General features: G+C 61.7%; 27 protein-coding genes and 1 pseudogene. 9 read left to right on the top strand and 19 right to left on the bottom strand.

The window, feature by feature from the left end:
* Positions 1-29: 29 nt before the first annotated feature.
* Complete coding sequence (locus tag LVS58_RS08570) at positions 30-887, top strand: glucose 1-dehydrogenase (protein ID WP_233690695.1); 858 nt, start codon at positions 30-32, stop codon at positions 885-887.
* A gap of 142 nt (positions 888-1029) precedes the next feature.
* On the opposite strand, the gene LVS58_RS08565 is transcribed toward LVS58_RS08570, so the two are convergent.
* The 13 genes from LVS58_RS08565 to LVS58_RS08505 form a co-directional block, all read right to left on the bottom strand.
* Positions 1030-1257, bottom strand: coding sequence for a hypothetical protein (locus tag LVS58_RS08565; protein WP_233690694.1), 228 nt, complete (start codon positions 1255-1257; stop codon positions 1030-1032).
* A gap of 79 nt (positions 1258-1336) precedes the next feature.
* Positions 1337-1510, bottom strand: a complete 174-nt coding sequence (locus LVS58_RS08560) for a hypothetical protein (protein WP_233690693.1) — start codon at positions 1508-1510, stop codon at positions 1337-1339.
* 163 nt (positions 1511-1673) lie between these two features.
* The gene (locus LVS58_RS08555; RefSeq protein ID WP_233690692.1) at positions 1674-3038 is read right to left on the bottom strand and encodes a sensor histidine kinase; all 1365 of its coding nucleotides are present in this window, start codon (positions 3036-3038) and stop codon (positions 1674-1676) included.
* Entirely contained in the window at positions 3035-3697 is a 663-nt protein-coding gene (locus LVS58_RS08550) for a response regulator (RefSeq protein WP_233690691.1), read from the bottom strand. The genes LVS58_RS08555 and LVS58_RS08550 overlap by 4 nt, the downstream gene beginning before the upstream one ends.
* A gap of 2 nt (positions 3698-3699) precedes the next feature.
* Positions 3700-4341 (bottom strand): hypothetical protein, encoded by a 642-nt coding sequence (locus LVS58_RS08545; protein ID WP_233690690.1) that lies wholly within the window; start codon positions 4339-4341, stop codon positions 3700-3702.
* On the bottom strand, positions 4338-5144 hold the full coding sequence (locus LVS58_RS08540) for an SDR family oxidoreductase (protein WP_233690689.1): 807 nt from the start codon (positions 5142-5144) through the stop codon (positions 4338-4340). Before LVS58_RS08540 ends, LVS58_RS08545 begins: the two co-directional genes overlap by 4 nt.
* Positions 5131-5811: a TenA family transcriptional regulator gene (locus LVS58_RS08535; RefSeq protein ID WP_233690688.1), complete on the bottom strand. Its 681-nt coding sequence runs from the start codon at positions 5809-5811 to the stop codon at positions 5131-5133. The genes LVS58_RS08540 and LVS58_RS08535 overlap by 14 nt, the downstream gene beginning before the upstream one ends.
* Positions 5812-5819: 8 nt before the next feature.
* On the bottom strand, positions 5820-7289 hold the full coding sequence (locus tag LVS58_RS08530) for an AMP-binding protein (protein WP_233690687.1): 1470 nt from the start codon (positions 7287-7289) through the stop codon (positions 5820-5822).
* Positions 7279-7959, bottom strand: a complete 681-nt coding sequence (locus LVS58_RS08525) for a thermostable hemolysin (protein WP_233690686.1) — start codon at positions 7957-7959, stop codon at positions 7279-7281. The genes LVS58_RS08530 and LVS58_RS08525 overlap by 11 nt, the downstream gene beginning before the upstream one ends.
* 113 nt (positions 7960-8072) lie before the next feature.
* Positions 8073-8873 carry an exodeoxyribonuclease III gene (gene xth, locus LVS58_RS08520; RefSeq protein WP_233690685.1) on the bottom strand — a complete coding sequence of 267 codons (801 nt, stop codon included), beginning with the start codon at positions 8871-8873 and terminating at the stop codon, positions 8073-8075.
* Positions 8870-9112: a hypothetical protein gene (locus tag LVS58_RS08515; RefSeq protein WP_233690684.1), complete on the bottom strand. Its 243-nt coding sequence runs from the start codon at positions 9110-9112 to the stop codon at positions 8870-8872. Before LVS58_RS08515 ends, xth begins: the two co-directional genes overlap by 4 nt.
* A gap of 66 nt (positions 9113-9178) precedes the next feature.
* Positions 9179-9436, bottom strand: a complete 258-nt coding sequence (locus LVS58_RS08510) for a hypothetical protein (protein WP_233690683.1) — start codon at positions 9434-9436, stop codon at positions 9179-9181.
* A gap of 970 nt (positions 9437-10406) precedes the next feature.
* The gene (locus LVS58_RS08505) at positions 10407-10907 is read right to left on the bottom strand and encodes a peroxiredoxin (protein WP_233690682.1); all 501 of its coding nucleotides are present in this window, start codon (positions 10905-10907) and stop codon (positions 10407-10409) included.
* A gap of 205 nt (positions 10908-11112) precedes the next feature.
* Here LVS58_RS08505 and LVS58_RS08500 point away from each other — a divergent pair, with 205 nt between their 5' ends.
* The 8 genes and pseudogenes from LVS58_RS08500 to LVS58_RS08465 all read left to right on the top strand — a co-directional run bounded on the left by LVS58_RS08500 (position 11113) and on the right by LVS58_RS08465 (position 19382).
* Positions 11113-12096 (top strand): DUF1852 domain-containing protein, encoded by a 984-nt coding sequence (locus tag LVS58_RS08500; protein ID WP_233690926.1) that lies wholly within the window; start codon positions 11113-11115, stop codon positions 12094-12096.
* Between the two features lie 26 nt (positions 12097-12122).
* Entirely contained in the window at positions 12123-13157 is a 1035-nt protein-coding gene (locus LVS58_RS08495) for a methionine synthase (protein WP_233690681.1), read from the top strand.
* Positions 13157-13424: pseudogene (locus LVS58_RS08490) on the top strand (flavin reductase family protein); the annotation flags it as partial. The gene LVS58_RS08495 and the pseudogene LVS58_RS08490, both read left to right, overlap by 1 nt.
* Positions 13425-13754: 330 nt before the next feature.
* Positions 13755-15164, top strand: a complete 1410-nt coding sequence (locus LVS58_RS08485; protein ID WP_233690680.1) for a circularly permuted type 2 ATP-grasp protein — start codon at positions 13755-13757, stop codon at positions 15162-15164.
* 3 nt (positions 15165-15167) lie between these two features.
* Complete coding sequence (locus tag LVS58_RS08480) at positions 15168-16118, top strand: alpha-E domain-containing protein (protein ID WP_233690679.1); 951 nt, start codon at positions 15168-15170, stop codon at positions 16116-16118.
* Entirely contained in the window at positions 16115-16894 is a 780-nt protein-coding gene (locus LVS58_RS08475) for a transglutaminase family protein (protein ID WP_233690678.1), read from the top strand. The genes LVS58_RS08480 and LVS58_RS08475 overlap by 4 nt, the downstream gene beginning before the upstream one ends.
* A gap of 73 nt (positions 16895-16967) precedes the next feature.
* Positions 16968-17690, top strand: coding sequence for a proteasome-type protease (locus LVS58_RS08470; protein WP_233690677.1), 723 nt, complete (start codon positions 16968-16970; stop codon positions 17688-17690).
* Between the two features lie 300 nt (positions 17691-17990).
* Entirely contained in the window at positions 17991-19382 is a 1392-nt protein-coding gene (locus LVS58_RS08465; protein WP_233690676.1) for a D-serine ammonia-lyase, read from the top strand.
* Between the two features lie 61 nt (positions 19383-19443).
* Here LVS58_RS08465 and LVS58_RS08460 read toward each other — a convergent pair whose 3' ends face one another.
* The 6 genes from LVS58_RS08460 to pedH all read right to left on the bottom strand — a co-directional run bounded on the left by LVS58_RS08460 (position 19444) and on the right by pedH (position 26449).
* A complete protein-coding gene (locus tag LVS58_RS08460; protein ID WP_233690675.1) occupies positions 19444-21114 on the bottom strand; it encodes a PAS domain-containing hybrid sensor histidine kinase/response regulator in 1671 nt (556 codons plus the stop codon).
* Positions 21098-22261 (bottom strand): alcohol dehydrogenase-like regulatory protein ErcA, encoded by a 1164-nt coding sequence (gene ercA / locus LVS58_RS08455; RefSeq protein ID WP_004576476.1) that lies wholly within the window; start codon positions 22259-22261, stop codon positions 21098-21100. The genes LVS58_RS08460 and ercA overlap by 17 nt, the downstream gene beginning before the upstream one ends.
* Before the next feature lie 89 nt (positions 22262-22350).
* On the bottom strand, positions 22351-22623 hold the full coding sequence (pqqD, locus tag LVS58_RS08450; protein WP_233690674.1) for a pyrroloquinoline quinone biosynthesis peptide chaperone PqqD: 273 nt from the start codon (positions 22621-22623) through the stop codon (positions 22351-22353).
* A gap of 51 nt (positions 22624-22674) precedes the next feature.
* Complete coding sequence (pqqA, locus tag LVS58_RS08445; protein WP_071984777.1) at positions 22675-22746, bottom strand: pyrroloquinoline quinone precursor peptide PqqA; 72 nt, start codon at positions 22744-22746, stop codon at positions 22675-22677.
* Between the two features lie 232 nt (positions 22747-22978).
* Positions 22979-24499, bottom strand: coding sequence for an acetaldehyde dehydrogenase ExaC (exaC, locus tag LVS58_RS08440; protein WP_233690673.1), 1521 nt, complete (start codon positions 24497-24499; stop codon positions 22979-22981).
* A gap of 162 nt (positions 24500-24661) precedes the next feature.
* Complete coding sequence (pedH, locus tag LVS58_RS08435; RefSeq protein WP_019436699.1) at positions 24662-26449, bottom strand: PQQ-dependent alcohol dehydrogenase PedH; 1788 nt, start codon at positions 26447-26449, stop codon at positions 24662-24664.
* Positions 26450-26549: the final 100 nt, after the last annotated feature.

The raw sequence follows: 26549 nt of genomic DNA, 5'->3' as shown, positions 1-26549 counted from the left end.
AGCGTTCCAAACCTGCAGGAGATTCCAGCATGAGCGACTACCCTACCCCTCCATTCCCCTCCCAACCGCAAAGCGTTCCAGGTTCCCAGCGCAAGATGGATCCGTATCCGGACTGCGGTGAGCAGAGCTACACCGGCAACAATCGCCTCGAAGGCAAGATCGCCTTGATAACCGGTGCCGACAGCGGCATCGGGCGTGCAGTAGCGATTGCCTATGCCCGAGAAGGCGCTGACGTTGCCATTGCCTATCTGAATGAACACGAGGATGCGCAGGAAACCGCGCGCTGGGTCAAAGCGGCTGGCCGCCAGTGCCTGCTGCTGCCCGGCGACCTGGCACAGAAACAGCATTGCCATGACATCGTCGACAAGACCGTGGCGCAGTTTGGTCGCATCGATATCCTGGTCAACAACGCTGCGTTCCAGATGGCCCATGAAAGCCTGGACGACATCGACGACGATGAATGGGTGAAGACCTTCGATACCAACATCACCGCCATTTTCCGCATTTGCCAGCGTGCTTTGCCCTCCATGCCAAAAGGCGGCTCGATCATCAACACCAGCTCGGTCAACTCCGACGACCCGTCCCCCAGCTTGCTGGCCTATGCCGCGACCAAAGGGGCCATTGCCAATTTCACAGCAGGCCTTGCGCAATTGCTGGGCAAGCAGGGCATTCGCGTCAACAGCGTCGCGCCCGGCCCGATCTGGACACCGCTGATCCCGGCCACCATGCCTGATGAGGCCGTGAGGAACTTCGGTTCCGGCTACCCCATGGGGCGGCCGGGACAACCTGTGGAGGTAGCGCCAATCTATGTCTTGCTGGGGTCCGATGAAGCCAGCTACATCTCGGGTTCGCGTTACGCCGTGACGGGGGGCAAACCTATCCTTTGAACGTGCTGCAGAGACCCGTATACGCGGGCCCCGGTGCTTCTGGCAGCGCGCAATCGAACCTGGACCTCGAAGCGCGCCTTGCCAGAAAGCGTTTTCATACAGGGTTGGGCAGTGAAAATCCGCCAGTACCCTGCTGCGCTATTCAAGCGTCATCGGTCCAACGCACGTCACCGGACGCTGGCTGGGCTTTCAACAACAATGTGAAGCTGCCGGTCAGCTGCTGACGCAGCTCTTTGGGCATGGAGAACGCGAAATGCACAAGCCATGAACCATCCCCTAAATGGAACGTTTCACGGCGGTACAACGTGACTTGCTGTTCGGAAATGCCGATGCGCACGGCTACCGAAAAATCGCTTGGTGCTTCGTCCACGGCAGAGCCCCTGGCAGGCAAGCGCGCGCGGCGCTCGGATGGTGTGGCCCATGCAGGCAGATAAACACGGCCGGCATCCTCAAGGCTTGACCGTTCGCCCTTTTTTCCACTGCGCCCTGGAGACACCGTCAACATAGCCGGTGACACCGATCGCTACCTGCTGAATGCGACCGCCATGTTGAAGGAAAGCTTCGACCTGCTCGCAGATGCGCACATGGGCTTTGTGGGCCGCGCTGGGGTACGTCTGGGACATGTTGGCATCTCGGTTATGAGCCACTGAACGACAGTCACCCGAGCAGGCACTATACACCCTGCATTGCCATCAGCGTCTGAAGCCTGCCAAAACCCTGCTTTTGTCGACCGAAGGGCGTGGCCATGGGTGAGCTGCAAGCGCACAAGCCTGAAGCAAACGTGATTCAAGACAGTGGAAACGACAAAGTAGCCGCCAACCCGCCACCCGCTCTGTTTTCAAGGCGTATCTGCCCCCCCATACGGTCGACGATGGTCGCGACGATGGAGAGCCCAAGGCCAGCACCATTTGGGCTATTTCGGCTATAAAAGCGCTCGAATACACGGGATAGGTTCTCCTCAGCGATACCCGTCCCTTCATCCTCGACGACCAGTTCGACACTGCTGGCCAGGCGCCTCAGTGACACGGCTATGCGCCCACCAGGCGGTGAATGTTCTACCGCGTTCGACACCAGGTTCTGTAGCGCAATGCCCAGCGCGCCAGCGTCGACCTGCAGGTGATGGTCCCCTTCGTCCATGTCCAGCGAGGGTTCCAGGCCACGGTCCAGTATCCATGGGGTCAGCTCAGCCAGGGTTTCGGTGACAACCTCGTCCACGTCGATCCGGGTGCTGGCTCGCAGCCCCAGTCTTGGCTCGACACGGGCCAATGTCAGCAACTGGTTGACCACCCGTGTCAGCCGGTCGACACCGCCCACAAGAAAGCCCAGGGCTTTCTGGCGCTCGGCATCATTGCTGGCGGCCAGTGCGTTCTGCGCGTGCAGCCGCAGTACGGCCAGCGGCGTACGCATTTCGTGGGCGGCATCGGCAATGAAGCGATGTTCACGTCGCAGCAAATCGTCGATCTGCGCCAGCAAGCGATTGATGGCGGCCTGCATGGGCTCCAGCTCAGTGGGAAGCGGTACCAGTTGCAGCGGCTCCAGCGAATCTGCATGGCGTCTGCGGATGACATTGGCCATGTTCTGCAGTGGCCGTAGCCCCCAGCCGATCGCAGCCCACACCAGCAGTGCCAACGCCAGGCTGCCAAGCAGGAACGGCAACAGCGTGTGGCGAACGATGCGGTCGATCAGGTCGTAGCGCACATCATCACGCTCACCCACCCAGATCAGCCAGTGTTTTTCCGGCACCGGCAAAACGAAACCGCGCCATTGTTCACCGCCACTGGAAAAGTCGTAGAACCCTGGGGCAGTGGGTGGCGGGTCAATGGGCGGCGCACTGGGTGTATGCACCAGCAACGCCATGCCTTCACCCCAGACCTGGAACGCCAGCTTGCTTTCGTAAGGGTGGCCCACCTGATGCCGCCCCGCCTTGCCCAAGGCATCGTTGAAGGCCTGATACAGCGCCTCACGCGAGCCTTCTTGTACCGGCATGCTCATTACACCTTGCAGCAAACGCGCGTTCTGGGCCAGGTGCGCGTCATACACCTCGTTAATTTCGTGGCTGCTGTCATGGTAGTTATAAAGCGCGAGCAGGCCGGTGCCCAGTAGCAGCAAGAGCATCACGCGCCACAGCGTACGCTGGCGTAACGAGCTCATGCCTTGACCTCGACCAGATAGCCAATGCCGCGCACCGTGCGAATCAGGCCGTTGAACAGCTTCTTGCGCAGGTGGTAGATGTTCACCTCCAGCGTGTTGCTCTCCGGCTCTTCATCCCAGCCATACAGCAGTTGAGTCAGGCGCTCACGCGTGAATACCTTGCCGGGATGTGCCAGCAACTCATGCAGCAGCACATACTCTTTGGGGGTGAGCACAACTTCGACGCCGTGGTAATGCACTTGCTGGGTGGTCGGGTCCAGGCTGACCCCGGCATGCTCGATCAGTACCTTGGCGCGCCCGACGCTGCGCCGCAGCAAGGCGCGCAAGCGTGCCTTGAGCTCGTTGAGGTCGAAAGGCTTGACCAGGTAATCATCGGCGCCGGCGTCCAGGCCGGCAATGCGATCCTCGAGGGCATCCCGCGCGGTGAGGATCAGCACCGGCAAACTGTCGCCGCCGGCGCGTAATCGCCTGAGTAGCTCGATGCCATCCATACGCGGCAATCCAAGATCCAGGATCACCAGGTCGAAGGACTCGTGTTGCAGCGCATGCAAGCCACTGACACCGTCACGCAACCAGTCGAGGGTGTACCCCTCCTGGCGCATGCCATCGCAGATCCCTTCCCCCAGTGCCATGTCATCCTCAACCAGCAGCAGCCGCATGTTCAGTCCTGTTTGTCCTTGATGGCCTTGAGTAAAGCATCGATATCGGCACGCCGGCCCTGGTCAGCCAACTCACGCCCCGGCCGGGGTTGTGCCTGCAAGGCTTTCTGCAGGGCTGCGGTCGCTTCAGGGTAGCGCTTTTGCCGATACAGATGATCAGCCCAGAAATAGTTGCTGTCGATACCGTCGGGGTTGATCTGCAAGGCTTTGCGCAGCATCTTGTCGGCCATGTCGGCATCACCGAAACCGACAGGCCAGCCTGGCACCTGATCATACAGCGTGCCCAGGCTGGTGTAGGCCGAACCTTGCAGTGCGTTGGGGTCCAGCTTCATGGCCTGCTCCAGGCTGGCTTTCGCCGCCTTGACCTTGCCCAGCGCACCGAGGCCTCCCGTCGCCCCCGCCCAACTGCTGTTGATGATGCCCTCCCAGATCAAGGGTTCAGGTGTGCCGGGATACTGATGAACAAACGTTGCTGCATCGCCCGCCAGCTTTTCGAAGGCGTCGGCACGCTTGTCCTTAGGCATTTGGTACTGAATCTGCGCCCAGCGCTGCTGCAGATCGCTCAGGCGCTGGCTGCCGGCCTGGTCCAATGCCCAGGTGAAGGGTGCGAATGCCAGCAAGCTGGCAATGAACAGACGCTTCATTTGTTCGACTCCTTGGAGTGGCTGCCGATATAACGGCGAATGACAGGCAGTTGCTTGCGCAGTGCGCGATCGACCATGCCCGGCAACATGCCGTTGATACGCACGAAGAGCTTTTCGGGCCACCCCAGGTAAAGCTCGGTACGCTCCGACTGCACCGCCTGAAGCACAGCACGGGCGACGTCCGCAGGGTCGTCCATGCCAACTTTCAGCGCTTGATTGAGCGCAGTCGCAGCGCTGCTGTTCATCGTTGTGCGGGTCGCCCGGGGGGCGGCATACAGCACGTTCACCGTGGTGTCGGCCAGCTCGCGGCGCAGCGCTTCCGAAAAACCACGCAGCGCAAACTTGCTGGCGCAGTAGGTGGCGTAGCCGGGGTAGCCGATCGACCCATAGGTCGACCCGACATTGACCACCAACGCCTTGGGCTGAGCGCGCAGCAACGGCAGGCAGGCGCGTGTCAGTTGCAAGGGTGCCTTCAGGTTGATGTCCAATAGCTCGTCCAGTGCATGCTCATCCAGCTGGTCGAGCAGAGCGAAGCGATTCACGCCAGCAGCGTTGATCAGCACATTGACAGCCCCCATCTCGCGAGCCCGCTCGATGACATGTTCGCGCCCCGACGAGCTGCGCAGGTCGGCTTCCTGCCAGCGCAGACGATCAGGGTACCGATTCATCAGGCCAGCCAGCTTGCCCATATGCCGACTGACGGCCAACACCTGGGCACCGGCAGCGCAGAGCTGTTCAGCCAGCTCCAGGCCTATGCCCCCACTGGCGCCGGTGAGGATCACCACGGACTCAGCCAAACGCATGGTGCACCTCTTGCTGCCCGGCACGCGGCAAGCCCTGGAACATATCGGTGTACAAGCGGTAGACGACCTTGGCCGCGTGGAGGACGGCCTGCTGGTCACCGGCATCGTCCAGGCGATCCATCAACTGTTTGTAGGTCACCATGTGCTCCTGGTCGAGCGCACCGTGCGAGCTGAGGTAGCTGAACGCCTGGTCTGGCAGTGCCAATGTGTGCTGGATAACGCCCGCCGCCTGGGTGGCCAGGGCGATGCTGGTGCCTTCAAGCACGTTGACCATGCCGAACAACCCGACCGGGTTGCCACGGGCGATCAGGTCGTACAGGTAGGCGACCATCAGCTCGATGGACTGCACCGGCTGGCCATCGCGCACGGCCTCCCAGTCACCGCCGCACGCTTTGATGTCGTTGAGGATCCACTGCTCGTGGCCGTACTCCTCTTCAATGTATTCGCAGACCGCGCCGCGCAGCCACTCCAGCCGCAGTGGCAATCGGGCCCCACAGGCCATCATCAGCGGCACGGTATGGCGCACGTGGTAATAGGCCTGGGTCAGGAAGGCGACGTAGCTGTCCAGGCTGACCTGGCCGGCCAGGGCTTCGCGGATCACCGGTACCGCGAACAGCGCTTGACGCTCTTGGGCGGTTTGTACTTGCAGGGTGTCGAAAAAGGACATTATGAACCTCACAACGAAATGTCGGACAACAGGGTGTGGTAACGCTGCAGGATCGCCTCACGTCGCGGGCGGCCATTGGCAGTCAGGGTTTCGTCAAGCGTGCTCAGAGGCACTGGCAAGCGGCGCCAGGCGTGCACCCTGGCGTAATCGGGCAATCGCGCGTTGCATTGCTGCACGACCTGATCGATGGCCTCGTCGCTGATGCCGGGATCCAGCGGCCAGAGCAAGGCAAGGTTGCGTGGCAAGGCCTCGCCATGCACGAAAGCCTGGGCGATCACACCACTTTGGCTCAGCTCGGCTTCCACCCACTCCGGGTTGACGTTGCGCCCGAAGCTGGTGATGAACTGGTGCTTCTTGCGGCCATCCAGGTAGAGGTAGCCATCCTCATCGAGGTGCCCTACATCGCCTGTTGCCCACCACTGCCCGGTGACAGGCGGCTCTCCCAGGTAGCCCAGCAATATCGAGCCGGCCACCAGCACTTCGCCATCGTCGGCGATGCGCACTTGCACATGCGGCAATGGCTTACCAACGCTTCCATGGCGTACAGCCCCTGTGCGGTTGAGCGCCACTACCGAGGCGCACTCGGACAAGCCGTAACCTTCGAACACCGGCAAACCGACCGCCTCGGCCCGCGCGAGCAGGCTTGGCGATACCCGAGCACCGCCTACCGCCACCAAACGCAGTGAGCCGACACGCATCAGCCCACGTTCAATCGCTGTAACCAAACCCATCAGCAGTTGCGGCACAAGGATCAGGCTTTGCGCACCACTGAGGGCGATTGCGCCCAACAGGCGCTTGAAATCGACCTGGCTTGCGCCTCCCATCCCCAACTGCTGCTGCGGATAGAGCTGCACACAGGCGCCAGCCATTAGCGCGGCGTAGACGCCCAGGTTTTCCAGCAGAACACCCAATGGCAGAACCGCCAGGTATCGCTGCGGCTCGGTTGGGCGGCTGGCGGCCTCCAGCTCATGGGCCACACGCAGCAGAGTTTCAGCGCTCAGGCACACGCCCTTGGGCGTGCCGGTGCTGCCGGAGGTATAAGTAATCTTGGCAGTGCCCTCAGGCAGCGCCGGGGCGACAACACTGTCACGCAGCCAGACACCAGCGGGTGCCTGCCGGTCAAAGCCAAGCGCCATAAGCTGTTCGGCCCACTGCGCCTCGCACACGACCGCCGTGACTCCGCTTTGCTGCAAGCAGTGCTGGAACTGGGCCGCGCTGAAAAACGACGGCACTATCACACTGGCGCGCTCGGCGAACAGCGCCGCCAAATCCCAGAACAGCGCCTCGGGGCCGTTATCCAGCACCACGGCGAAGGTTCCCGGTGGCTGGCTGTGCAGGCAGCCCGCACGAGATTCGACTTCATCGAGCAGTTGCCGGTAGGTGTAACGCTGCGCATCGCCCTGGACGGCCACGGCGTCAGGACGCTCCTGGGCGTGCTGGCGCAACAGTGCCTTGAAAGCTGTCAGCTCATGCCGCATGGCCAGTCTCCAGGGCTAACATGGGAAACCCGAGCCGCTCGAACATGCCCGCTTGCTTCAGGGCATCGAAGCCAAAGCCTATGTTGCCGGCAAATACCTGTGGTCGCTGGTCGTAGTAGGTCCCCCACTGGTCCACCTGACCCCGCAAGCGCGCAGGATCAGCTGAGGCCAGAACCGTGGGCACCAGCCCCAGTCGCCGGAAACTGTTGAACAGTGTCGCGGCCCCCGTGAATGCGACCCACTCCAGACCCCGCATGGCCAGTAACCACGTGACGGCGATGATCATTATTCGAGCGCTGCCGGCGCTGAGCGAGGCCAGGTTGCCGACTTCTACCATGCAGTTGCGATCCGGTGAGGCACCGGTTACCCGCAAGACCGCGGACTCCAGAGGCTCGTCCAGGTACCGCTCGAGGAAGAGCGGCCCTTCGCTGGCCGGTCGCATGCCTGCCGCCGCGATCAGGCGACCGTGGCTACCCTGCAAGGCAAGCAGCTCCGGCAGGTAATGATGCACATCCGCCTGGTGCACGCTGGCAAAGCGCTCGTGTATGAAGTGCTCCAGCTCTTCGCGCCCATGATCGCCGCTGAGGTGAAGCGAAAGATGCGCCTGATGATCGGCATGGCTACCGATGGGTAACGGCAGCAAACTGTGCCATTGATGAGTCTGAGTCATGAAATTTCCCCGCCTGGGTGCGACGGAGGAAATTATCGGGGCCGAATCTGAATGCAATCTGAAGTCGGCTACTGTCCGAGCGCCTCAGCCCGGCGCTCGTTCGTGTGCTGAATTCACGGTGATCGAGCACGACGCGTACCCAACTCGATCCAGACGGGTGCATGGTCGCTGGCCTTGGCCTCGTTACGCACCCACGCATCGACACCCGCCCGTTTCAGATAAGGTGCAAGCTCGGGGTTGAGCAACAGATGATCGATTCGCAACCCGGCATTGCGCGCCCAGTGGTTACGGAAATAGTCCCAGAAGGTGTAGACACGCTCGTCCGGGTACAGATGGCGTATGGCATCGAGCCAGCCCTGGTCAAGCAGTCGTTGGTAACACGCTCGCGACTCAGGCTGCAGCAGTGCGTCTTTCAGCCACGAACGCGGGTTATAGATGTCCATGTCGGTGGGCACGACATTGAAATCCCCTGCCAGCAGTGTGGGGTGGCCACTTTCATAGAGGCTGCGCGCATGCTGGATCAGGCATTCGAACCAGTGCAGCTTGTAATCGAACTTGGGCCCGGGCTGCGGGTTTCCGTTTGGCAGGTAAAGGCAAGCGACCAACACCCCGTGTGCCGCAGCTTCCAGATAGCGGCTCTGGGGGTCCTCTTCCAGGCCGGGCAAGCCGCGGCGCACCTCGAGCGGATCGCTGCCCCGCACCAGGATGGCCACGCCGTTCCATGACGGTTGCCCATGATGAAGGCTGCCATAGCCTGCCGCCTCCAGCGCCGCGCGAGGGAACTGCTGATCGGCCGCCTTCAGCTCCTGCAGGCAGGCAATGTCGGGCTGCTCCCGCTCCAGCCAGGCCAGCAGCGCCGGCAAACGGCTGCGGATGCCATTGATGTTGAAGGTGGCAATCTTCAGCGCTTTCATGCGTCCGGGTCGCTCACATGGGCCTGGACCGCATCTTCCAGCGCGCGGACATGCGCCTCATCGGCCAGCGCCTTGAGCGTCAACCAGTCGTCCCAGTCGATGGCACCGTCGTCGCGCAGGGCCTCGGCTGTGCGAAGCAGTTCATGGTGGTAGGCATCCGGTGACTCGCGCCGGTAACTGATGTCGTCGTACTGGGCGTACCAAGCTTCAAGCTCGGGAATGCTGCGTTCGATGCTCATGAAAGCGTCCTCGCTGTACCCTTTGCTTGTCAGAACCCGGGCACAGCGCGACGTTCAATCAGGACGTCACTCAAAGTAATGGGGATACAGTGCCATGTCGCTCTCCAGCTTGTCCGCATCCGCTGCCCTCTTGCGCACTTCGGCATAAAAAAGCTGGCACTGGTTCTGAAACCTGGTGAAATCGCGGTTGGCGGTTTCAATGGCACTGCTCAGGTCGCGCCCCTGGAGGCCTTCAACAAGTCGCTGTGACGAGGTATACGCCTGCCAGCAGGCCTCAACCTGCTGCAGCCCCTTCGCAAGGTTCTCGGTTTCGATAGTCGCCATTGCAGCACCCTCTTTGGACCGAGCCCGGTCCGTCGGTGTGAATCGCCAGAGCGACGATAACGGGGTGAAGCCGGTAACGATGCGCTTCGGCTGAGAGCGTAGACCATTCCAGCGCAGATGACGCCGGGTCAACGCAGACAGTCCTGAACCCACTTCACCCAACAATCGCGAAAGGGCCGGCCCTGCTGGCCAATTTCCACCCGCCATTCACCGTTGCCGCCGCCACCGTATTCGCGGGTAAACCCGCTCCTACCACGGGGGGTGGACACACATCGGGATGTTGGACACAGGCCGCTGTAGGAGCGGGTTCAGCCGCGAAAGGGCCGGCCCTGCTGGCCATTTTCCACCCGCCATTCACCGTTGCTGCCGCCACCGTATTCGCGGGTAAACCCGCTCCTACCAAGGTGGTTGACACACATCGGGATGTTGGACACAGGCCGCTGTAGGAGCGGGTTCACCCGCGAAAGGGCCGGCCCTGCTGGCCATTTTCTACCCGCCATTCACCGTTGCTGCCGCCACCGTATTCGCGGGTAAACCCGCTCCTACCAAGATGGTTGACACACATCGGGATGTTGGACACAGGCCGCTGTAGGAGCGGGTTCACCCGCGAAAGGGCCGGCCCTGCTGGCCATTTTCCACCCGCCATTCACCATTGCTACCGCCACCGTATTCGCGGGTAAACCCGCTCCTACCACGGGGGGTGGACACACATCGGGATGTTGGACACAGGCCGCTGTAGGAGCGGGTTCACCCGCGAAAGGGCCGGCCCTGCTGGCCATTTTCCACCCGCCATTCACCATTGCTACCGCCACCGTATTCGCGGGTAAACCCGCTCCTACCAAGGTGGTTGACACACATCGGGATGTTGGACACAGGCCGCTGTAGGAGCGGGTTCACCCGCGAAAGGGCCGGCCCTGCTGGTCAATTTTGCGGCAGGTTCTGGAAGTCCTGACTGGCCTGAAAGGTATGGCTAGCGCAACACAGCCAGCATGCTGGCCGCATCGCTGACCTCGAACTTGCCGGGGCTTTCAACCGCAATGTACTGGACTACCTGGTCGTCGACCAACATCGCATACCGCTGCGAGCGCCGCCCCAAACCGCGTGCCGCAAGGTCCTGGGTCAGGCCCAGCGCCTCGCTGAATTCGCCATTACCATCGCCAATCATCTTGACCGCATCACCTACCTGCAAGCTGTTACCCCAGGCGTTCATGACAAAGGCATCGTTCACCGAGACGCACAGGATCTCGTCAATGCCAGCCGCGAACAACGCCGGGGCCGCCGCGACATAACCGGGAACATGACGTTCAGAGCACGTCGGCGTGAACGCGCCCGGCAATGCGAAGATCAGCACCTTCTTGTGCTTGCAACGCTCGCGAATGGAAAAGGCCATTGGGCCGATCGCGCAGGCGCCTGCGTCATTGTTGTATTGATAAAGGGTAACGTCGGGCAGTTGATCGCCGGTTTTGATCATCGTTGTGTCCTGGGTGAGGTGAAGGCCTGGCAGCCATGATGCCGCACTCGACCAGGCAACGCATCATGAGCGGAACTAAAAAACCTGTGAAATAACTTCAATATCATTCATGCAGCGTCGCACCTACGATACGCCTCACTCAAAGACAACACCAAAGTTACGTCAGCCTGAATGGCTGACACTCAGGCACCTGGAAGCCGTCACCATGGATAAAGCGCCAACATTCACCGTCAAGCGCATTGCGTTCGACGAACATTATCACCCTGCCGAAAACACCCGAATCACGACCAACTTCGCCAATTTGGCACGGGGTGCAAACCGCCAGCAAAACCTGCGCAACACCTTGACGATGATCGATAACCGTTTCAATGCGCTGGCGCACTGGGACAACCCCGAACATGATCGCTACCACGTGGAGCTGGACATCATATCGGTGGAAATGAACCTTGAAAACGCGCAGCACGGTAATGCCCTGCCACTGATCGAAATATTGAAAACCCATATTGTCGACCGCAAAAAAAATACTCGGCTCGAAGGCATGGTAGGCAACAACTTTTCCTCGTATGTGCGCGATTACGACTTCAGCGTACTGTTACTGGAACATAACAAGGATAGGTCGACCTTCAGCGTTCCCGATCATTTCGGCGAGCTGCACGGCAACCTGTTCAAGTGTTTCGTCAACTCGCAAACGTACCAGGAGCATTTCAGCAAACCACCGGTTATCTGCCTGAGCGTATCGAGCAGCAGGACTTACCTGCGCACCGAAAATCAGCACCCTGTGCTAGGTGTTGAGTACCAGCAGGATGAACACTCGCTGACAGATGAATACTTCAAGAAAATGGGCTTGAAGGTGCGCTATTTCATGCCGCCGAACAGCGTCGCCCCGTTGGCGTTTTATTTTGCCGGTGACTTGCTGGCTGACTACACCGACCTTGAGCTGATCAGCACCATCAGCACCATGGACACCTTCCAGAAAATCTACCGACCCGAGATCTACAACGCCAATTCTCCCGCGGGCAAAGCCTACCAGCCCAGCCTGCAGAACCAGGACTACTCGCTTACGCGCATTGTCTACGACCGGGAAGAGCGCAGCCGCCTGGCGATCGAGCAGGGCAAATTTGCCGAGGAGCAATTTGTCAAACCCTACCAGGCCACGCTGGCGCAATGGTCCGCTCAATACGCACGTTGAACACTCAAAACACAAGGTCACTGTTCATGAACACATTGCTACCTACCTCCACGGCCGGCAGCCTGCCTAAACCCGCCTGGCTTGCTCAACCCGAAACACTTTGGTCACCGTGGAAGTTGCAAGACGAGCAACTGATTGAAGGCAAACAGGATGCCTTGCGTCTGGCCTTGCAAGAACAACAACAGGCCGGTATCGACATCGTCAGTGACGGCGAACAAACTCGGCAGCACTTTGTCACCACGTTTATCGAGCACCTCAGCGGCGTTGATTTCGAACAACGGAAAACCGTCAGAATCCGTGATCGCTACGATGCAAGCGTACCAACGGTTATGGGTGCTGTCGCTCGACAAAAGCCGGTGTTTGTCGAAGATGCCAAGTTTCTCCGCCAGCACACCACACAGCCGATAAAATGGGCGCTGCCTGGCCCCATGACCATGATCGATACACTGTATGACAACCACTACAAAAGCCGCGAGAAACTGGCCTGGGAGTTCGCCAAGATTCTCAACCAGGAAGCCAGAGAACTGGAAGCCGCGGGCGTGGACATCATTCAGTTCGACGAACCGGCATTCAATGTTTTCTTTGACGACGTGAATGACTGGGGCGTGGCTACCCTGGAAAGGGCCATCGAGGGCCTCAAGTGCGAAACGGCCGTCCATATTTGCTATGGCTATGGCATCAAAGCCAACACCGACTGGAAAAAGACCCTCGGTTCAGAATGGCGGCAATATGAACAGGCCTTCCCCAAACTGCAGCAGTCCAGCATCGATATCATTTCGCTGGAATGCCATAACTCCCATGTTCCGATGGACCTGCTCGAGCTGATTCGCGGCAAGAAAGTCATGGTCGGCGCCATCGATGTGGCCACCCATGTCATTGAAACACCCGAACAGGTCGCCGCCACCCTGCGCAAGGCACTGCAATTTGTCGATGCCGACAAGCTCTACCCTTGCACCAACTGCGGCATGGCGCCCCTGCCCCGCCAGGTAGCCAGCGGCAAGCTCAAGGCCTTGAGTGCAGGCGCGGCTATTGTCCGCCAGGAACTCGCTAACGCACGTTGAAAAGAGTCGGCATTTCCAACCAGTTTGCACGGCGCGGCGCCAACAAGTGGCATGGCGTCGAATGGCAAGCGTCGCCATTAGGCAACCCGATAATTGCCGGCAGCCTGCACTGGCTTGATTGCGATTCACGCCGAACATACCACCGGGGATCACCTGATCGTGATTGGCGAAGTCAAAGCGTTGAACCTGCAGGCAACTGCTGCAACGCAGCCGCTGCTGTATTTCAAGGGGCAGTATTGCAACCTCGCCGTGCATGACGTGGCTTGAGCCTCACCCCACTCTCTCCCGCCGGGCACCGTCCTGCGCCCCATTTCGGTTCAAAACCCGCGCCCGGACCAAAAGCGCCCTTTTTTGATGCGCCGGCCCTTGCGGCCAGGCAGCTCACATCGGGTGTGCCCCTCACATTTCCCGCCCCCCAGAGCCACCATGCGTATTCGGCACTTTTATTGCACAGACTGATTGTGCTCAACGCACAGGCCATCTACCGAAACCGAGGTTAACACGAGGCACAGCGCCCACTTACCCCAGCAAGGCAGCACCCTGAAAGACGCAGATGAACCGCAATGAAGCTGCCGGCAACGGCGGCAAGGAGTGGGTATGTCCCGGGCTTTTTTCAATGAAATGTACGAAGCGAACGGTAATTGCCGCCCGCATTACCAGGAGTTCGCCCGCTGGCTGGCCAACACCCCGCTGGAATTGCTGGAACAGCGCCGGCGGGAGGCCGACCTGCTGTTTCACCGCGCTGGCATCACCTTCACCTTGTACGGCGACAAGCAGGACACCGAGCGCCTGATCCCCTTCGATATCATCCCGCGCAGCATCCGCGCCAGCGAATGGCGCACGGTCGAGCGTGGCTGCATTCAACGGGTACAGGCGCTGAACCTGTTCCTGCAGGACATCTACCACGACCAGCGCATCCTCAAGGCCGGCATCATCCCGCCAGAGCAAGTGCTGGCCAACGAGGGCTACCAGATCGCCATGCAGGGCCTGGACCTTCACCGTGGGCTGTATGCGCATATTGCCGGTGTCGACCTGGTACGTGACGGCGATGGCAGCTACTTCGTGCTGGAAGACAACCTGCGCACCCCCAGCGGCGTCAGCTACATGCTCGAAGACCGCAAGATGATGATGCGCCTGTTCCCCGAACTGTTTGCCGCCCAGCGCATCGCGCCCATCGACCACTACCCCAACCTGCTGCTGGACACGCTCAAGAGCGCCAGCCCACTGGACAACCCCACCGCGGTGCTGCTCACGCCCGGCCGTTTCAACAGCGCCTATTTCGAGCATGCCTTCCTGGCCCGGGAAATGGGCATCGAGCTAGTCGAAGGCGCCGACCTGTTCGTGCGTGATGAGCATGCCTACATGCGCACCACGGCCGGCCCCAAACAGGTGGACGTGATCTATCGTCGCCTGGACGACGACTACCTCGACCCGCTGTCCTTCAACCCTGACTCGATGCTGGGCGTACCGGGGCTGATCTCGGTTTACCGCGCCGGCAATGTGGTACTGGCCAACGCCGTCGGCACTGGCGTGGCCGATGACAAATCCATCTACCCCTTTGTCGACGACATGATCCGCTTTTACCTGAGCGAAGAACCCATCCTTAACAACGTGCCTACCTGGCAGTGCCGCAAGCCGGCGGACCTGTCCCATGTACTGGCCCACCTGCCCGAACTGGTGGTCAAGGAAACCCAGGGCTCCGGCGGCTATGGCATGTTGGTCGGGCCCGCCTCGACCAAAGCCCAGATCGAGGACTTCCGCGCGCGCATCAAAGCCCGCCCGCACGCCTATATCGCTCAACCGACGCTGTGCCTGTCAACCTGCCCGACCTTCGTCGACAGCGGCATCGCACCGCGTCACATCGACCTGCGCCCGTTCGTGTTGTCGGGCAGTGAAACCCGCCTGGTGCCCGGTGGCCTGACGCGCGTGGCGCTCAAGGAAGGCTCGCTGGTGGTCAACTCGTCGCAAGGCGGCGGTACCAAGGACACCTGGGTGGTGGAGGACTGAACCATGCTTTCGCGAACCGCTTCCGACCTGTACTGGATGTCCCGCTATCTGGAACGTGCAGAAAACCTCGCGCGCATGCTCGAGGTCAGCTACTCGCTATCGCTGATGCCCCAGGCCGGGCGCAGCGACGGCCATGCCGAACTGGCCATGTCGCTGATGGCCTCGGGCATGCTGGACGACTACCTGCGTCGGCACAATGAGCTCGACACCGAGCGCATGCTGCACTTCTTTGCCCTCGACGCCACCAACCCCAGCAGCATCTATTGCTGCCTGCAGGCCGCCAGGACCAATGCCCATGCCGTGCGCGGCCGGATCACCGCCGACATGTGGGAGAACATCAACGCCACCTGGATCGAAATGCGCAACATTGCCAGCAACGGCCTTGGCCGCTATGGCATCAGCCAGTTCTGCGACTGGGTCAAGGAGCGATCGCACCTGTTCCGCGGCGCGACCTCCGGCACCATCATGCGCAACGATGCCTACAGCTTCATTCGCCTGGGGACCTTCCTGGAACGGGCGGACAACACCCTGCGCCTGCTCGATGCGCGCTATGAAATGTTCGGCGAGGCCTCCGAAGAGGTCAGCGACGACTCCGCCCGCGGCTATTACCAATGGAGCGCCCTGCTGCGCGCGCTGACCTCGTATGAAGCCTTCAACGAGCTCTATCGTGCCGCACCCAGTGCCCGGCCGGTGTCCGAGTTGCTGCTGTTGCGGGTGGACGTGCCGCGCTCGCTGCATGCCTGCATCGAGGAACTGGACCTGATCCTGGCTGGCCTGCCGGGCAGTACCGGGCGTGCCGCCCAGCGCATGGCCGCCGAACTGAACGCGCGCCTGCGCTACACCGCAATCGACGAAATCCTCGATGCCGGGTTGCATCCCTGGCTGAGCGACTTCATCGGCCGCATCAACCAACTGGGCCAGGCCGTCCATCACTCCTACCTGGAGGTTGTATGAAACTGTCCATTCGCCACGACACGACCTATAGCTACGCCAGCGACGTGTGCAACAGTATCCAGTTCCTGCGCCTGACGCCGCGCAGCAGCGAACGCCAGCGTATCAATCAATGGCAACTGGACCTGCCCTGCAAGGTCAAGGGCCAGATCGACCCTTACGGCAACATCCTGCATGTGCTGACACTGGACAAACCCCATGGCCACCTGGCGCTTACCGCACACGGTCAGGTCGAGATCGACCCGGATTGCGAACACGAAACCGAGAGCCAGTCGCCCTTGCCGTTCCTGCGCGGCAGCCACCTGACACTGGCCGACAACACCCTGGTTGCTTTTGCCGCCCGGCAATGTGGCAGTCACCGCGACCGGGCAGCACTGATCGGGCTGATGCAAGGCCTGGCCGATCACATGCCCTACAGCCCTGGGGCCACGTCGGTGGGCACAACGGCCATCGAAGCCTTCAACGGTGGCGCAGGTGTGTGTCAGGACCACACCCACGCCTTCCTGGCCTGCGCACGTAGCCTGGGGGTACCGGCACGCTATGTGTCCGGCTACCTGTGCACCGAGGACGAACAACACCTGGCCAGCCACGCCTGGGCCGAAGCCTGGGTCGACGAAGCCTGGTACAGCTTCGACATCACCAACCGCCTGACCCGGCCGGAGCGTCACCTGAAGCTGGCGGTGGGTCTGGACTACCTCGATGCCTGTCCGGTCAGGGGCGTACGCCGCGGCGGCGGCGCCGAATCGATGCAGGCCAGCGTCCACGTGCATCGCCAGTGACAGGCGGGCTTCAGACCGGTCTTGCCGCGCGAATGCGGCAAGACCCTTCCACACGCAACACAAGGGAAACCGCATGACTTACTGTGTCGCCATGCACCTGGAGGACGGGCTTGTCTTCATCAGCGACTCACGCACCAACGCCGGCATCGACCAGATCTCCACGTTCACCAAGTTGTTCGTCTTCGGCGTACCGGGCGAGCGGCTGATCGTGCTGCAGACCGCCGGCAATCTGGCGACCTCGCAGTCGGTGGTTAACCTGCTGCAGCAACGCACCGAGGGCAACGGCCCCCACCTGCAGAACGTTGCCACGCTCTACGATGCAACGGTGCTAGTCGCCGACACCCTGCGTGAGGTGGTCAAAAGAGACCGCAGCAAGCTCACGGCCGATATCGACCTTAGCAGTTCGTTCATCGTCGGCGGCCAGATAGCTGGCGGCCCCATGGCCATCTACAACGTCTATGCACAAGGCAATTTCTTCCAGGCCACACCGGACACCCCGTTTCTGCAACTGGGTGAAAGCAAGTACGGCAGGCCAATACTCGACCGCAACCTGGATTACCGCACGCCGCTCGATGAAGCGCTGCGCTGCGGCCTGATTTCGTTCGACTCCACCATCCGCAGCAACCTGTCGGTGGGCATGCCGCTGGACTTGCTGGTGTACCGCAACAACAGCCTGGAAAGCATGACCCGCAAGCGCATTACCAGCGACGATGCCTATTACCAGCAGATTCGCAGGCAGTGGAGCGACGGTTTGAAAACCCTACTGGCCGAACTGCCAGCGCCGCCTTATGGCTGAACAAGCAAACTGTTCAGCTCCGTGATGCGCCAAGAAACCAACCCGGTGCAAGACATGCGCCGTAGACGTAGCGGGTTTACACGCCAACCAGGCGACGCGGAGCATGGCACCGGCTGCGCCGGTGTTCGCGGGTGAACCCGCTCCTACGGGGGTGAGCGGGCAAGCCCGCGAAGGGGCCGGTACAGGCGACACCTCAGTAAAGCCAATGTGTAATGTTCGAGACGCCGTGGGTTATCCTGCCCCTTCCCCCTGTCACGAGACTGCTGCTGGCGGCCCACAGACTGCAATGCAGGTGAAATCATGATTCACGGAAAAACCCTGGAAGCCTGGCAACAAAGCCACCCGATCATCGCCGAGCTGGTGGCCCTGAAACCCACCAGCTGGTTCAACCCTGGCATCGCCAAGGCTGCAGTAGCCCTGCACGACGTCGGCCTGACGGCGGCCGACGTGCAAGCCACCAGCGCGCGGCTGCAGCGGTTCGCGCCTTACCTGGCCACTGTGTTTCCCGAGACGGCAGCGGCCGGCGGGGTCATCGAGTCGCACATCACCCCGCTGCCACAGCTGCGTCAGCGGCTTGTCGAGGAGGGATCACTGCAGAACGTGGGCAGCCTGTGGCTCAAGGCGGACAGCGACTTGCCTATCTCCGGTTCGATCAAGGCCCGGGGCGGCATCCATGAGGTGCTCAAGCACGCCGAGGACCTGGCCCTGGCTGCCGGCTTGATCACGCCAACGGATGACTACACCAAACTGGCGAGCGACCAGGCCCGCGCATTCTTCAGCCAGTACACGATCGCCGTGGGCTCGACCGGCAACCTGGGGCTGTCGATTGGCATCATGAGCGCCAAGCTGGGCTTCCAGGTGAGCGTGCACATGTCGTCTGACGCCAGACAATGGAAGAAGGACAAGCTGCGGGCCAACGGCGTCACAGTGGTCGAACACGCCTCCGACTACAGCGTGGCGGTCGAGCAAGGCCGCCAGCAGGCGGCATCAGACCCCAGCTGTTACTTTGTGGACGACGAAAACTCCCCGCAGCTGTTTCTCGGCTATGCCGTCGCCGCCGAACGGTTGGCGCGACAATTCGACCAGGCGGGCATCCAGGTTAACGCAGATCATCCGTTGTTCGTTTACCTGCCGTGCGGCGTAGGGGGCGGCCCAGGCGGTGTTGCGTTCGGGCTGAAGCTGGTATTCGGCGATGCGGTGCACTGCATCTTTGCCGAGCCCACCCATTCCCCCTGCATGCTGCTGGGTGTCTATACCGGCCTGCACGATGAAACCTGCGTGCAAGACTTTGGCATCGACAACATCACCGCCGCCGACGGCCTGGCGGTCGGGCGCCCATCAGGGTTTGTCGGCAAAGCCATGCAGCGCCTGATCGATGGTTACTTCACCGTGACCGACGAAGAACTGTACCGCTTGATGGTCATCGCCCATGAGCAGGACAAGGTCAAACTGGAACCCTCTGCCCTGGCCGGCGTACCCGGTATGCTGCAGGTGCTGCAAGCAGGCGAGTACCTGGCTCGCCAGGGCTTCACCCCAGCCCAGTTGCAGCAGGCTACCCACCTCGTCTGGGGGACGGGTGGCAGCATGGTGCCGGACGATGAATTCAACGCCTATCTGGCGAGAGGACGCAGCCTGCAGACATATGTGTCACCGCGAGGGCCGGTTAGCGGTCCTGCAGCGGACCATGGATGAGCTGCACGCCCGCCGTGCTGAATTACGTCAGACACGTCGGGCCCTCCACCCGGCAGCCCAATCAATGCACCAAGAGCAACTGGCTCAATACTGCCCGCAATTTCCCGGGTTTCACAGGTTTGTTCAGTAGCGGCGCCCCCAGCTTCTGCAACCCCCGCCGGCACTGATCGCTGCGGTCTGCGGTAATGATCACTGCCGGTATGGCAGTCGCAAAATGCTCACGCAGGTACCTCACCACCTCGCAACCCACTACGCCATGGTCCAGGTGGTAGTCAGCCAGGATCAGTTCCGGGGCTCGCCCCTGCAACGCCAGCAGGGCGCCCTCCTGGTCGGTCGCAGTGACCACTTCACACCCCCACTGCCCCAACAGCGCGCCCATGCTCTCGAGTATGCTCACTTCGTTGTCCAGTACCAGCAGGCGGCGGCCCGGCAGCGGATTACCGGCGCTGGGCAGCGGCACAGCCTGGTGAACGGCCAGCGGCACTTCCTTGCCAAGAGGTACCTCGATGCTGAACACCGAGCCACGCCCCGGCCAAGAACGCACTTCAATCCGGTAACCCAGAATCTTGGCGATCCGTTCGACAATGGCCAGCCCCAGGCCGACACCCTTGCGATCTGCAGCGCGGCCAACGTCCAGCTGGTTGAACTCGAGAAAAATGGCCTGCAGACGATCCTGCGCAATGCCCCGTCCGGTATCCCACACCTCCAGCCGCAAATGGCCGCCACGGCGCCTCGCCCCAAGCAGGATCCGCCCCTCGTCGGTGTACCGGCAAGCGTTGCTGAGGAAGTTACGCAAAATGCGTGTCAGCAAACGCAGGTCAGTGCTGATGGCACAGTCCGGGATGCGCGCATGCAGCCTCAGGCCTGCAGCTTCGGCTACCGAGCTGAACTCCGAAACCAGCGGCGCGAACACCTCGTCAAGGCGGTACACAGCCACGTCCGGCCTGACGGCGGCCTGGTCGAGCCGGGAAATGTCCAGCAGGTCGGTCAGCAGGTCTTCCGCGCCCTCCAGGGCCTGATGGGTACGCTCCACCAGCACATGCTCGGCCTCTGGCAATGGCCGCTCGCGCAAGGTCGAGATCAGCAAGCGCGCTGCGTTCAGCGGTTGCAGCAGGTCATGGCTGGCGGCGGCGAGGTATTTGTCCTTGCTGCGGTTGGCGGCTTCAGCAGCATCGCGCGCCTCCAGCAATTCATCGGTACGCGCAGCGACCCGTTGCTCCAGTTCGTCATTGAGCTGTTGCAGGCGCTGCTGGGCCAGCTTGCGTTCGGTAATGTCGGCAACGAACCCCTCCACCAGCCCTTCATGGCCGGGTTTGAGCAGCAGGTTCATCAGCACATCGAGGTGGCTGCCGTCCTTGCGCCGCAAACGGGTTTCGTAGCCGTGCAGGCTGTGCTCACGGGCGAGGACCTCGGTAATGGCCTGCAACTCCTCGGCACCGCCATCAAACAGGTTGGCGGCCAGGTCAGTCAGGGAAAAAAGCACCGATTGCGGGTCGTCATAGCCGAGCATGCGCGCCAGCGCCGGGTTGGCGGCACGCATACCGTCCTGCAGGCTGGCCTGGAAAATACCGTGCACGGCATTTTCGAACAGCCATTTGTAACGGTTGCGTTCGGCTTCCAGTTCATCCAGGCGGGCGGACAGCTCTGGGTAATGGCTTTTGCGCGCCGAGTGGTCACCCAGCCCCAGCAGCCCGGCCAGCGCCCTTTGCTGCTCGTCAGAGGGCCTCGCCATAGACCACCTCGACATCACGCTGGCTCGACGCACGGGGGTTGGTGAGGATGCACGGGTCGTCCATCGCGTGTTGCGACAGGAACGGGATATCGGACGTGCGCACCCCGTGCAGGCCCAGGGTTTCATGGAAGCCAATGGCACGCTTCAGGGCAATCAGGTGCTCCACCAGCCGCCCGCAGATCTGCCGGTGATTGAGGCCGCGGCAGTCGATGCCAAACACCTCGGCGATCACCTTGAAACGCTCCGGCGCCGAGCTGTAGTTGAAGGCCACCACGTGCTCCACCAGCACCGCGTTGCACAAGCCATGGGGCAAGTCGAGGAACCCCCCCAGGCTGTGCGACATGGCGTGCACTGCGCCCAGGATCGCATTGGAAAACGCCAGCCCCGCCTGCATGCTGCCGAGCATGATCTTCTCGCGCAGTGCAATATCGGTGGGGTTGGCGATCATCTCCACCAGGTTGCCATTGATCAGGCGCATGGCTTCCAGCGCGTGGGGGTCGGTCAGCGGCCCGTGGCCGGTAGACACGAAGGCCTCGATGGCATGCACCAACGCATCGATGCCGGTGCAGGCCGACAGGAACGGGTCCATGCTCAGGGTGGTCTGCGGGTCGATCAGCGACACGTCCGGCACCACCGCCTTGCTGACGATGGAGAACTTCATGCGTTCCTGCTGGTTGGAAATGATCACGAACTGCGACACATCCGCCGAGGTACCCGCGGTGGTCGGGATCAGGATCAGCGGCGGGCTGGGCACGCGGATCATGTCCACGCCCTCGAATTCGAGAATGCTGCGCCCATGGGCAACCACGATACCGATGGCCTTGCCGCAATCCATCGGGCTGCCGCCGCCAACGGCAACAATCACATCGCAGTGGTTCTGCCGATAGATCTCGGCGCCGAGCATCACCTCTTCGACCCGCGGGTTGGGCGACACCGCTGTGTACAGGCAGTAATCGATACCCTGGGCCTGCAGGCTGGCCTCCACATCCGCCACCCAGCCAGCCGCGATCACGCCAGGGTCGCTGACCACCAGTACCTTGCGCGCACCGAAGGTTTTGGCGTAATTGGCCACATTGTGCCGGCAGCCGGCACCAAAGATGATTTCAGGCGATACGAACTTGCGAAGGGGGCTGAAACTCTGGCTCATTGGTAAGCCTGTTCTTATTGTTCTGGAAGGTAACCGCCAGCGTAAAGCATCCCACCGCGAAAGCAACCAGACCAAAGCGGGGCTACCGGTCATTCTATCCAGGATTTGGCGCGGGCCACCTCCAGAAACGCCAGTACGTCCTCTTCGAGCCCCGGTACATTGGGGAAGCGTTGCGCCAGGCGGTCGATGATCGTTGCCACGGTACTGTGGCCGTCCAGCAGCGCCAGTACCCAGCCGGCACTGGCATTGAGCTCGATGATGCCCCCGGCGGACAACAGTACGTGGCAAGCCTTCTGGGGCTCCCAGTCCAGACGCAAGCCTCGCCCCAAGGCAAGGGCCTGCTGGCGATCTATCAGGTTCACAGGCGCATGCTCCAGAAGGATCCGGCCACCGTGGCGATGGCCGGGCATTCATCAACGATTAGCGAAATACATCGTCACTTCGAAGCCAATGCGCAAGTCGGTATAGGCGGGTTTGTTCCACATCGGGCAAGTCCTCTTCTTGTGCCGGAGGATTCCGGTAGAAGCATTAATGCACGGGGGCGGACCAGACCGAATGCTACTTTGGAACGAGCTTGCGGGGTGCGTTGGTAGGGGTAGACCGTTGCATGTGCCGGCCTCTTCGCGGGCAAACCCGCGCCCACAGGTTCTGCACCGGTTCTGGAACCAGCGGTGAACCTGTAGGCGCGGGCGAGCCGGGGGAAGGCCGCGACGCGGCTTAGAAGAAGCCCAGCGGATTGATGTCGTAGCTGACCAGCAGGTTCTTGGTCTGCTGATAATGGTCAAGCATCATCTTGTGGGTCTCACGGCCAACACCGGACTTCTTGTACCCGCCGAACGCTGCATGCGCCGGGTACAGGTGGTAGCAGTTGGTCCACACTCGCCCGGCCTTGATCCCACGGCCCATGCGATAAGCGCGGTTGATGTCGCGGGTCCACAGGCCGGCGCCCAGGCCGAACTCACTGTCGTTGGCGATCGCCAGCGCTTCGGCTTCGTCCTTGAAGGTGGTCACGCCCACCACCGGCCCGAAGATTTCTTCCTGGAACACGCGCATCTTGTTGTTGCCCTTGAGCAGGGTTGGCTGAATGTAGTAACCGCTGGCCAGGTCACCCTGCAGCCGCTCGGCACCACCGCCGGTGAGCAGCTGCGCGCCCTCCTCCCGGGCAATGTCCAGGTACGAAAGGATCTTGTCGTACTGTTGCTCGGACGCCTGGGCACCCACCATGGTTTCGGTATCCAGCGGGTTGCCGCGGGTGATCTTGGCGATCTTCTTCATCACCTCGGCCATGAACGGCTCGTAGATCGACTCCTGGATCAGCGCCCGTGACGGGCAGGTGCACACCTCACCCTGGTTGAAGAACGCCAGCACCAGGCCTTCGGCAGCCTTCTCGATGAACGCCGGCTCGGCATGCATGATGTCTTCGAAGAAAATGTTAGGCGACTTGCCACCCAGTTCGACGGTGGACGGGATGATGTTCTCGGCCGCGCACTTCATGATGTGCGAGCCCACCGGGGTAGACCCGGTGAACGCGATCTTGGCAATGCGCTTGCTGGTGGCCAGCGCCTCGCCGGCCTCACGACCAAAGCCCTGGACGATGTTCAGTACGCCTGCAGGCAACAGGTCGGCAATCAGTTCGGCAAAGACGGTAATCGACAGGGGCGTCTGCTCAGCGGGCTTGAGCACCACGCAGTTGCCAGCGGCCAAAGCCGGGGCGAGCTTCCAGGCGGCCATCAGCAGCGGGAAGTTCCACGGGATGATCTGCCCTACCACGCCCAGCGGCTCGTGGATGTGATAAGCCACGGTGCCTTCGTTGATCTCGCCTACGCCACCCTCCTGGGCGCGGATGCAACCGGCAAAATAGCGGAAGTGGTCCGCTGCCAGCGGCACGTCGGCATTCAAGGTTTCGCGTATGGCCTTGCCGTTGTCCCAGGTTTCGGTAACCGCTAGCACTTCCAGGTTCTGTTCGATGCGGTCGGCAATCTTGAGCAGTACCCGCGCACGGTCTTGCACCGAGGTCTTGCCCCAGGCTTCGGCGGCGGCATGCGCAGCGTCCAGGGCGCGGTCGACGTCCTGGGCCGTGGAGCGCGGGAATTCGGCAATCGGCTGGCCATTGACCGGCGAGCTGTTGGTGAAGTACTGGCCAGCCAACGGCGGCACGAACTCGCCATTGATGAAGTTGCCATAACGGGGTTTGAAGGATACGACGGCGCCTGGAGTTCCGGGTTGTGCGTAGATCATGCTGAGCCTCTGGGGGTCGGTGCCTGTCCCACGACAGGCGATGCACCGATGGTAAGAAGCCCCGCGTGCCGGGCGAATGCATCGTTGGCAGCGGGGCTCTCGTCATTTGGTAGTAGGGCCGCTTGCCGCCGATCAGCGGCAGCAAGCGGCAGTAGGCAGGCGTTATGGCTTGGCGCTTGCCGTTTGCTGCAACTGCTTGGGCAACTTGAAGGTCCAGAGCATGCCACCCTGGTTGAAGTCCTTGACCCGCTTGGCCACTTCGCCACCCCACAGCGGCACCGCGCCGCCCCAGCCGGAGACCACCGAAACGTATTGCTCGCCGTCCATTTCCCAGGTGACGGGTGAACCGAGCACGCCTGAGCCGGTCTGGAATTCCCAGACCTTGTCGCCGGTCTTGGCGTTGAATGCCTGCAGGAAGCCCTCTGGCGTGCCCGTGAACACCAGGTTGCCCTTGGTGGTCAGCACACCGCCCCACAGCGGCGCGTAGTTCTTGTGGCGCCACACTTCCTTGCCGCTGACCGGGTCGATGGCGCGCAGCACGCCGATGTAGTCTTCGTTGAGCGGCTTGATGGTGAAGCCGGCACCGAGGAACGCCGCACCTTTCTTGTAGGCGATGCCTTCGTTCCAGATGTCCATGCCCCACTCGTTGGACGGCACGTAGAACAGCCCTGTGTCCTTGTTGTAGGCCATCGGCATCCAGTTCTTGGCGCCGAGGAAGGCCGGCGCGACGAACACCGAGCTGCCCTTGGCCTCGCTGCCGGGTGCGCCCGGGCGGCTGGCGTCGTTGTAGATCGGCCGGCCGTCCTTGTCCAGGCCAGTGGCCCAGGTGATCTTGTCAACGAAGGGGAAGCCGCGGATGAACTTGCCGTTGGTGCGATCGAGCACGTAGAAGAAACCGTTGCGGTCGGCCGTAGCGGCAGCCTTGACCTCCTTGCCGCCGTCCTTGTAGTTGAACGAGATCAGCTCGTTGACGCCGTCGAAGTCCCAGCCGTCATGCGGCGTGCTCTGGAAGTGCCACTTGATGGTGCCGTCGTCCGGGTTCAGTGCTAGGCGTGAGGAGGAGTACAGGTTGTCACCGGGGCGCAGGTGCGAGTTCCACGGGGCCGGGTTACCGGTACCAAACAGGATCAGGTTGGTTTCCGGGTCGTAGTAACCACCCAGCCACGGCGCGGCGCCGCCGGTCTTCCACAGGTCGCCAGGCCAGGTCTTGCCCGCCTCACCGCCGGAAATACCGTTCTCGATCGCCTTGCCGTCCTTGTACACATAGCCCATGTGCCCTTCCACGGTGGGACGCATCCACAGCAGCTCGCCGTTCTCCGGGTTGTACGCCTGGATCTTGCCCACCACGCCGAACTCGCCGCCGGCAACGCCTGTAATCAGCTTGCCATTGACGATCATCGGCGCGGCGCTGATGGAGTAGCCTTCTTTGTGGTCGGCGACCTTCTTGCTCCAGACCACCTTGCCGGTGTCCTTGTTCAGGGCCACCAGCTTGGCGTCCAGCGTGCCGAAGAACACCAGGTTGCCGTACAGCGCTACGCCGCGGTTGATCACGTCGCAGCAGGGGCGGATGTCATCCGGCAGACGTGCATCGTACTGCCACAGTTTCTTGCCGGTGCGGGCGTCCACGGCGAACACCCGCGAGTAGGAGCCGGTCAGGTACATCACCCCGTCCTTGATCAGCGGCTGGGCCTGCTGGCCGCGCTGCTTCTCACCGCCAAAGGAGAACGCCCAGACCGGGCGCAGTTCCTTGACGTTATTGACATTGAGCAGATCCAGCGGGCTGTAGCGCTGGCCCTGCACGCCCAGGCCATTGGTCACGATCTGTTGCGGGTTCTTCGGGTCCTGAAGAATTTCTTCATTGCTGACAGCGGCGTGTGCCGCGCCGGCAAGCAGCATGGCGCTGAGCACCAGGCTCACGGCGAACAAGGGGCGACGTGGGGATCGGGTCATGACGGCTACCTTTGGTTTTTTTGTTGTGCCCGGGAAAATTTCCCGGTGTGCCGGGAATTCTTGGTCCCGACCCGATTGCCAACAATTGCCCGCAGTGCGG

The sequence above is a fragment of the Pseudomonas sp. JR33AA genome (genome assembly GCF_021378985.1).
Lineage (GTDB): Bacteria > Pseudomonadota > Gammaproteobacteria > Pseudomonadales > Pseudomonadaceae > Aquipseudomonas > Aquipseudomonas alloputida.
The sequence above is the reverse complement of the archived record's forward strand: the minus strand, read 5'-3'. Positions and strand labels throughout refer to the sequence as shown.